Source organism: Kibdelosporangium aridum (assembly GCF_900176515.1).
Taxonomy (GTDB): Bacteria; Actinomycetota; Actinomycetes; order Mycobacteriales; family Pseudonocardiaceae; genus Kibdelosporangium; species Kibdelosporangium aridum.
On the sequence record NZ_FWXV01000007.1, the window covers coordinates 560916 to 567844 of the forward strand.

General features: G+C 65.6%; 7 protein-coding genes and 1 pseudogene. 5 read left to right on the forward strand and 3 right to left on the reverse strand.

Annotation, left to right across the window (positions count from 1 at the left end; all coding sequences use genetic code 11):
• The first annotated feature begins 22 nt into the window (after positions 1–22).
• Entirely contained in the window at positions 23–1054 is a 1032-nt protein-coding gene (locus tag B9C43_RS36125) for an ArsR/SmtB family transcription factor (RefSeq protein WP_084431167.1), read from the forward strand.
• Here B9C43_RS36125 and B9C43_RS36130 read toward each other — a convergent pair.
• Complete coding sequence (locus B9C43_RS36130) at positions 1026–1688, reverse strand: C39 family peptidase (protein ID WP_143446830.1); 663 nt, start codon at positions 1686–1688, stop codon at positions 1026–1028. The genes B9C43_RS36125 and B9C43_RS36130 overlap by 29 nt on opposite strands.
• Positions 1689–1851: 163 nt before the next feature.
• Between B9C43_RS36130 and B9C43_RS36135 the strand changes: the two genes are divergently transcribed.
• Positions 1852–2352, forward strand: coding sequence for a hypothetical protein (locus B9C43_RS36135; protein WP_084431168.1), 501 nt, complete (start codon positions 1852–1854; stop codon positions 2350–2352).
• Here the strand turns inward: B9C43_RS36135 and B9C43_RS36140 are convergent.
• On the reverse strand, positions 2349–3578 hold the full coding sequence (locus B9C43_RS36140) for a metal-dependent hydrolase family protein (protein ID WP_235039050.1): 1230 nt from the start codon (positions 3576–3578) through the stop codon (positions 2349–2351). The two genes, B9C43_RS36135 and B9C43_RS36140, sit on opposite strands and share 4 nt — an antisense overlap.
• Positions 3579–3607: 29 nt before the next feature.
• On the reverse strand, positions 3608–4123 hold the full coding sequence (locus B9C43_RS36145) for a DoxX family protein (RefSeq protein WP_084431169.1): 516 nt from the start codon (positions 4121–4123) through the stop codon (positions 3608–3610).
• 42 nt (positions 4124–4165) lie between these two features.
• Between B9C43_RS36145 and B9C43_RS36150 the strand changes: the two genes are divergently transcribed.
• From B9C43_RS36150 to B9C43_RS36160, 3 genes and pseudogenes are all read left to right on the forward strand, one after another.
• Entirely contained in the window at positions 4166–4507 is a 342-nt protein-coding gene (locus tag B9C43_RS36150) for a MarR family winged helix-turn-helix transcriptional regulator (protein WP_084431170.1), read from the forward strand.
• A 301-nt stretch (positions 4508–4808) separates the two neighbouring features.
• Complete coding sequence (locus B9C43_RS36155) at positions 4809–6014, forward strand: family 8 glycosyl hydrolase (protein WP_084431171.1); 1206 nt, start codon at positions 4809–4811, stop codon at positions 6012–6014.
• 51 nt (positions 6015–6065) lie between these two features.
• Positions 6066–6929, forward strand: a pseudogene (locus B9C43_RS36160) (hypothetical protein); the annotation flags it as partial.

Consider the following 6929-nt stretch of genomic DNA (forward strand, 5'->3'; position numbering starts at 1 on the left):
GCGATCGACCGGGGGGCGGGAAATGCTGCGGGTGCACTTCACTGCCGAGGACCTCACCAGGATCCGGATCAGGGCACATCCTCATCCGTTATGGGAGGTCCTGCTCAGTCTGCACCTGTTGCAGACGCGGCGCGGCGCGGCCATCTTCGGGCCGTGGCGGCGTGACGTGCGGGCCGCGTTGCACCCCTCGGGTGACATTCTGACCACTTTGGCCCCGCCCAAGGGCTACTCGCCGGACTTCCTCACGCCGTTCGTGGACAGTCCTGAGCTGGATGACGGGCTGGAGGTCGTGCTCAGCACGAGCAGCGCCACACTGCGGGCCGACATGACCCGGTTGGCCGAGCAGACCAAGCTGCCGAGCTGGGCGTGGCGGATCGCGGGCGGGGACGCGGAGATGATGCGCAGGCTGGCCGACCGGATCCGCCAGTACCACGCCCAAGCCCTGTTGCCGTACGCACACGTGTTCAAGTCCCACATCCGCGAGGACTGGGCACGACGGGCAGAAATGGCCATGACGCACGGGCTCGAGCACGTCCTGTCCACTTTGCACCCGTCGATCCGGTGGCGTGCGCCCGTGCTCGAGGTCGACTACCCGGTCGATCAGGACCTGAGCCTTGACGGCCGCGGCCTGGTGCTCGTGCCGTCGTTCTTCTGCTGGCAGACCTCGATGACGTTCGCGGATCCGGCATTGCGCCCGGTGCTGGTGTACCCGGTCGATCCGGTGATCGGCTGGGCTTCCCACGCATCGGCCACACCGGACGCCCGGTCGCTGGAGGCGCTGCTGGGCCGCACCCGTGCGACTGTGCTGCGGGTGATCGCCGAAAAGCCTTATCTGAACACCAAGCAACTGGCCCGTGCGACTGGGACCACGCCATCGGGAGCGTCTCAGCACGCGGCCGTCCTGCGGGACGCGGGCCTGGTGAACACCCAGCGGCGCAACAACTCTGTTGTGCACTCACTGTCCAAACGAGGCGCGATGCTGTTGGACAAGCCGGCCCTGCAGGACAGGGCCGGCTATCCGGACATCAGGCTGAGTAACCCTTCGGCGGGATGAGCGTCGCCAGTTGGTTGAAGGTGAGCCAGTAGATCTGGTAGCCGCCGAAGTTGGCGGGGTCGGCGATCTTGACCGTCATGTCCGAGCTGTCGTAGCCGATCACTGTGAAGTAGTGCCAGACGGTGTAGTTGGGGTAGCCCGGCGGGTGGTTGTTCGGCGGGGCGACGATGTTCGCCACGATCGCGTAGCCGTTGTTGATGTCCAGGACGATGTCACGCCACAGCAGATCCCGCTGTGCCTGGGTGGGCGGGTCGTTCGGCATTTCCTTGGTCTCGTACCACCCCGTGCCGATGTGCATGTTCAGCACGCGGGTGACCTGCCCGATCCAGTCGGTGCCGTTGGTCGTGGTGGGCAGTTGCTGCGCGAGCGTCGCTTGGCTCGGCGGGTTGCTCTTCTTCGCCGAGATCGCGATCCTCGTCGCCGCGGGCCCGCACCAGTAGCCGGTCTGCTGGACCTGGTACTGGATGTTGAGCACGGCCATGGCGCCGACGCCCTCGACTTTGGCGGGCGCGGGCATCGCCTTCACCCAGTCCGGCGGCTCCACGACGTTCTTGGTGTTCGCGACGGCCGCCATAGGCGCGCACACGAGACCGGTCACCGTAGTCAGCGTCAAAAGCAAAGCCTTGAGTCTCATCTCGCCGATTCCTTCTTGTGCAGGGACGAAAACGGCGGCGCGCCACGTATCCGACTCTACGCTTGGACATCTGCACGACAAGAAGATTCAATCCAGCATGAATCCAACTGTTGAGCCGGTAATTCGGTACGCGGAGTCCGTCAGCTGGCTTAGCGTTGACCGCATGACCCAGTACGACCGCCGCGCGTTGGCTCAGGCGTACATCGACGCCCAGCGCGAGTACAACCCGGCCGACGGGTACAAGGCCGCGATGCGCGTGTACCACCAGCAGATCCTGTCCGGACTGCAGTACCTCTTCGACTTCTCGTTCGAATGGGGTGCCGTCGACAGCGAGCACAGGCCGATTCTCATGATGGTACGCAACACCGTGGAGTCCAGTTTGGCCCTTCGCACGCCGTGGGCCAACATCCTCGAAGGCGGGCTGATCTTCCGGCGGCTGGAGGAAGCCGATGCCTTGCAACCGGTTCTCGCGGCATCCGACCAGATCGACACTCTCGTCGAACAGGCCCGCACGGCGCATGTGACCATGCTGGAGGCACTGCTGGATCCCATGCTCGGCGACCGGTCGTCGAAGGTCTTCACGTCCGAGGACCTGCGGGAGATCGGAATCGACGACACCCCGCCGGACCGCGCGAACTACACAATCGACTGGGACAACTACTAACGGGTGTCCTTGACGACGGTTCCGTTCTGCACGACGAGAGTGACCCGCTCGCGGTCGGCGAACACCGACGGATCGTCAAGCGGGCTGACGTCGAAACCGACGATGTCAGCCCGTTTCCCGACCTCGATGGTGCCGATTTCTTCGGCGAGGCCGAGGATTTCCGCGTTCTCCCGGGTGGCCGAGACCAGCGCGGCCATCGGCGTCTCCACCTTGGACCGTATGACAAGCTCGTCGCCGCGGTTACGCTGGTTCGGCCCGATCAAGTCCGACCCGAGGCCGATCCGGACACCAGCACGCCGGGCTGCGTGAATCGCGTTGATCATGCCGTCGCGGACGGTCAGTGCCCTCTCGGCGATGTGCGCGGGCAGCCCGATGGTGGCGACATCAGCGAGAACCATGTCGATGACCGCGAGCGTCGGCACCAGTGCGACGTCCTTTTCAGACATCAGCGCGGCGACCTCGTCGTCGATCTCCGAGCCGTGCTCCACACACTTGACGCCCGCGGCGATCGCATTGCGGACGCCTGCGTTGTTGTGCGCGTGCACGGTGACATACGCGCCACGAGCTGTCGCTTCTTCAACCGCGACAGCGATTTCCTCCTGGGTGAACTGGGTGTCGGAGAGCTTGTCGTGAAAGGACACCACGCCACCGGTGACGCAGAGCTTCAGAAAGCTCGCGCCACGCCGGAAAGCCTCACGAGCGTTGCGGCGCATGGCATCGGGGCCGTCCGTCAGCATTGTCCACGCCCTGAGACCCGGGATCTCGTGGTGTACCCAGTCCGCGGTCGGCTCCCACTCGGGCGCCAGGTGCCCGTGCCCGCCGGTCTGGCAGAGCACCGGCCCGCAGTGCAGGATGCGTGGGCCGGGAATCTTGCCGCTCGCCACGACCCCGGCCAGCCCGTTGTCGATCCCGCCGGTGTCGCGGACGGTCGTGAACCCGGCGTCGAGGGTCTGCGCGCAGTTGGCGAACATGTCCGCGGCGAGCTCGGCCACCGACAGCTGGCGGGTGACGCTGGCCTGCAGGTTGCTCGACATCCCGAAGTGCACGTGCGCGTCGATCAGCCCAGGCACAAGGGTCATCCCGGCGCAGTCGAGGACTTCGGCCCCGGCCGGGACATGGCCGCCGACCTGCGTGATCCGGCCGTCCTCGACGAGCACCGCCTGCCCGGCAACAGGTTCACCACCGAGACCGTCGACAACGGTCGCACCCACCAACCACATCGGCATGAGCGCAACCCTAGCCGGAAATCCAAGCCTCAGCGGAAGAGCGCAAGCACGAGCACACCCGCGACCACACCCAGCACAACCCCGGCCACACCGAAGCCAACCCGGTGCTCACGCAACGCGGGCACGTTGCGGTCCAGCGCGTACCGGCCCGGACCGGTCAGCGAGAGTCCCGCGGCCACGACTGTCAGGAACAGCTCATACTCGATGCCGCCGCCCGATGCGAAGAATCCGGAACCCCACATCACCGCGATCGCGTTGACCATCGTGCCGATGATCGCGGCCGCGGCCAGGGGCGTGAACAGGCCGACAGCCAGCGCGAGGCCGCCCAGGACGTGACTCAAGCCGGACAGGACCGCCATCAGCGTCGCCGCCGAGTACCCGCTTGACGCGAAGAACGCCGCAGTGCCGTCGATCCCGCCGCCACCGAACCAGCCGAGGAGTTGCTGCGCCCCGTGCACGGCCATGATCAGCCCAATCGCGACTCGAAGCAGAAGAAGCCCACTGTCCTGCGTGGTAGTGGTGCCGCGCACCTCAGTGGTGACCATGCCATACCTCCTAGGTAGTTCAAATTCGAACAGGACGCCGACTTGACCCACCCGCAGTACGAGGTGCTCAGCAGGCTGTCGGAGGCGGCGGAGGGCTCACTGCGGATGACCGAGCTCGCCCAGGCCGCGGTGACCAGCAAGAGCGGCCTCACCTACCAGGTGACCCAGCTCGAGAAGGCCGGGTTTGTCGCGCGCCGCCACTCCCCTGGCGACGATCGCGGCGTGGTGGCCTACCTGACCGACCAGGGGTGGGCCAAGCTACGCGCGGCAGCCCCGGGGCATGCTCGACTCGTCCGTGAACTGTTCCGGGAAGGCTTGACGGACAAGGAGTTCTCCGGCCTGGCCACCGCGATGGCCGCGATGCATCGACATCTGGGCGACTGAGATCGAGCTCCCCGACCCGCGAGAACTCCACACAGGACGCCGAACCACGTCAGCGTGACGCGGGGGCATTGCGTCCGAAGCGACGGCCTGCCCTCGGTCGAACTTCGCGATCACCCGATCACTCGCGTCCGCTTTGCGCGCTTAGTCCCACAACAACCGCACAGACCAGGCACGAATCGAACCCCATAGTTAGGAAAGTTTCCTAACAGTATTGACCAGGGTTCTCCCCGCGTGTCACGCTCACTGGCACTCGCCGCCATTGAGTTGACACCCTGCGTCGCATGACTCGAGCGAGGAGAAGATGCGAAAACCCCTGCGAACACTGGCTTTGGCGACCGCATTGGTCGCTGGGGCCCTAGTCACCGCCAGTCCCGCGTCGGCCGCGGGCACTGCGTACGTGCCGGGCACGCTCCGGCCGTCGGCGCCGCAGGCCACCCAGGACGCGGCAGTGACGAAGTACTGGAACTTCTGGAAAGCCAACTTCCTGTCCACCAGGTGCGGTTCGGGCACGTACGCGGTGATGTCGAAGGACGCCGACCACCCGTACGTCGCCGAGGGCCAGGGCTACGGGATGACCATCGCGGCCATGATGGCCGGCAAGGACTCCCAGGCCAAGGCGATCTTTGACGGCATACTGAGGTTCGTCAAAGCTCACCCCTCGGTCAACAACAAGGATCTGCACGCGGCTGAACAGGACGCGAACTGCAAGAGCGTCAACGGAAGCGACTCGGCGACCGACGGTGACCTGGAGATCGCGTACGGACTGCTGATCGCCGACAAGGTGTGGGGCTCTTCGGGATCGATCAACTACAAGGCCGAGGCCGTGCGCGTGATCAACGCCATCAAGGCGTCCGAAGTCAGCTCCAGCACCAAGTTCACGCTGCTCGGCGACTGGGGCAACTCCGGGAAGTACGCGACCGCGTCCCGGTCGTCGGACTGGATGCCCGGCCACTTCCGCGCCTTCGAGAAAGCCACCGGCGACTCGGCGTGGGGCCAGATCCGCACCAAGCATGAAAACGCCGTCAGCCAGCTGCAAACCCAGTACGCCCCGAAGACCGGGCTGCTGCCTGACTTCGTCATCAACACCAACAGCACCCCCAAGCCGCCGTCGGGCAAGTTCCTCGAAGGCAAGTACGACGGCGCGTACAGCTGGAACGCCTGCCGTGACCCGTGGCGGCTCGGCGCGGATGCGATCACGGTCAAGGGCAGCGCCGCACTCGCCCAGGTCCGCAAGATGAACGCCTGGATCAAGACCACCACAGGTGGTGACCCGGCGAAGATCGGATCCGGCTACACCCTCGCGGGTGTACCGACCGAAAAGGGCGAGCACCCCTGCTTCACCGCACCCTTCGCGGTCGCCGCGATGACCGACCCCGGCAGCCAGGCGTGGCTGGACAAGCTGTTCACGCAGATCAACGCCTTCAGCCCGGACGCGAACGACTACTACGGCACCGGGATCACCCTGCAGGTACTGCTGATCCTGTCCGGGAACTTCGTCGCACCCTGATTTCTTCGGAAGCCCCCATCCCGCCGCCCCGCACTGGAGGTTTCTTCAAACATGTCCCGACGCATCGCAGCGCTGGGTCTCGGCACGGTCGCGGTCATCGCCGCGGCCACGCTGTCCCAAGGAGCCCAAGCCGCGCCCGGCGCAGGCGCTCTGACCAATTTGGACACATCGGCTGGCAACCGCCGCGCCGCCGTCAGCGGCCTGTACGACTGGAGCAAAGCCGGATATCGGGGCGGGATGAACCTGCCCGGTTCCGGTGACGTCAACTCCAACCAGACGTGTCAGATCACGCCGGATGAGTTGAGCAGCCAGTACAACGTCAAACCGAACGACGGCGCCGACGACTCGGCTGGACTGCAGTCGGCCATCGACGCCATCAAGAGCTCCTGCTCGAATTCCGCCAGCTACACCAAACTGAGCTTGATCACCCTGCCTGCTGGTGAGCTGGTGGTGACGCGGGAGATTCACGTCGACGCGGATTACCTGATCATCAGGGGTGCCGGGATGACCGCGACCAAGGTGGTCTACCGGCCGGATGCCAACACCCTGTACGACACCCTGACCGAGGACAAGTCGGACTGGGACGAAGACGGAATGACCCACGGCAGTGGTAAGGGTGGGTGGTTGTGGCCTGGTCGTGGGTTGTTCCGGGTGCAGTCGCGGGGTGTGCACTCAAGCTACTTCAGCGACTACAACTCCGCCCCGGCCAACCGTAAAGATATTTTCGAGGGCACGGTGAACGTGCACTGGAAAGCGGGCGTGAAGCTGCGGGCCAAGGCGGGTGACACCGGGTTCTCCGCCCGCACCGGCGACCGGGTGGTGCACCTGGCGTCCAGCGGCTCGATCAGCGCGCTCACGGTCGGGTCGTTGGTGAACATCCGGGCGGCGAACTCGCAGAAGTTCTACCAGCACCAG

Coding starts and splice junctions, on each gene's coding strand:
- B9C43_RS36125 (WP_084431167.1), top strand. CDS start 23: ATGCTGCGGGTGCACTTCACTGCCGAGGACCTCACCAGGATCCGGATC.
- B9C43_RS36130 (WP_143446830.1), bottom strand. CDS start 1,688: ATGAGACTCAAGGCTTTGCTTTTGACGCTGACTACGGTGACCGGTCTC.
- B9C43_RS36135 (WP_084431168.1), top strand. CDS start 1,852: ATGACCCAGTACGACCGCCGCGCGTTGGCTCAGGCGTACATCGACGCC.
- B9C43_RS36140 (WP_235039050.1), bottom strand. CDS start 3,578: ATGCCGATGTGGTTGGTGGGTGCGACCGTTGTCGACGGTCTCGGTGGT.
- B9C43_RS36145 (WP_084431169.1), bottom strand. CDS start 4,123: ATGGTCACCACTGAGGTGCGCGGCACCACTACCACGCAGGACAGTGGG.
- B9C43_RS36155 (WP_084431171.1), top strand. CDS start 4,809: ATGCGAAAACCCCTGCGAACACTGGCTTTGGCGACCGCATTGGTCGCT.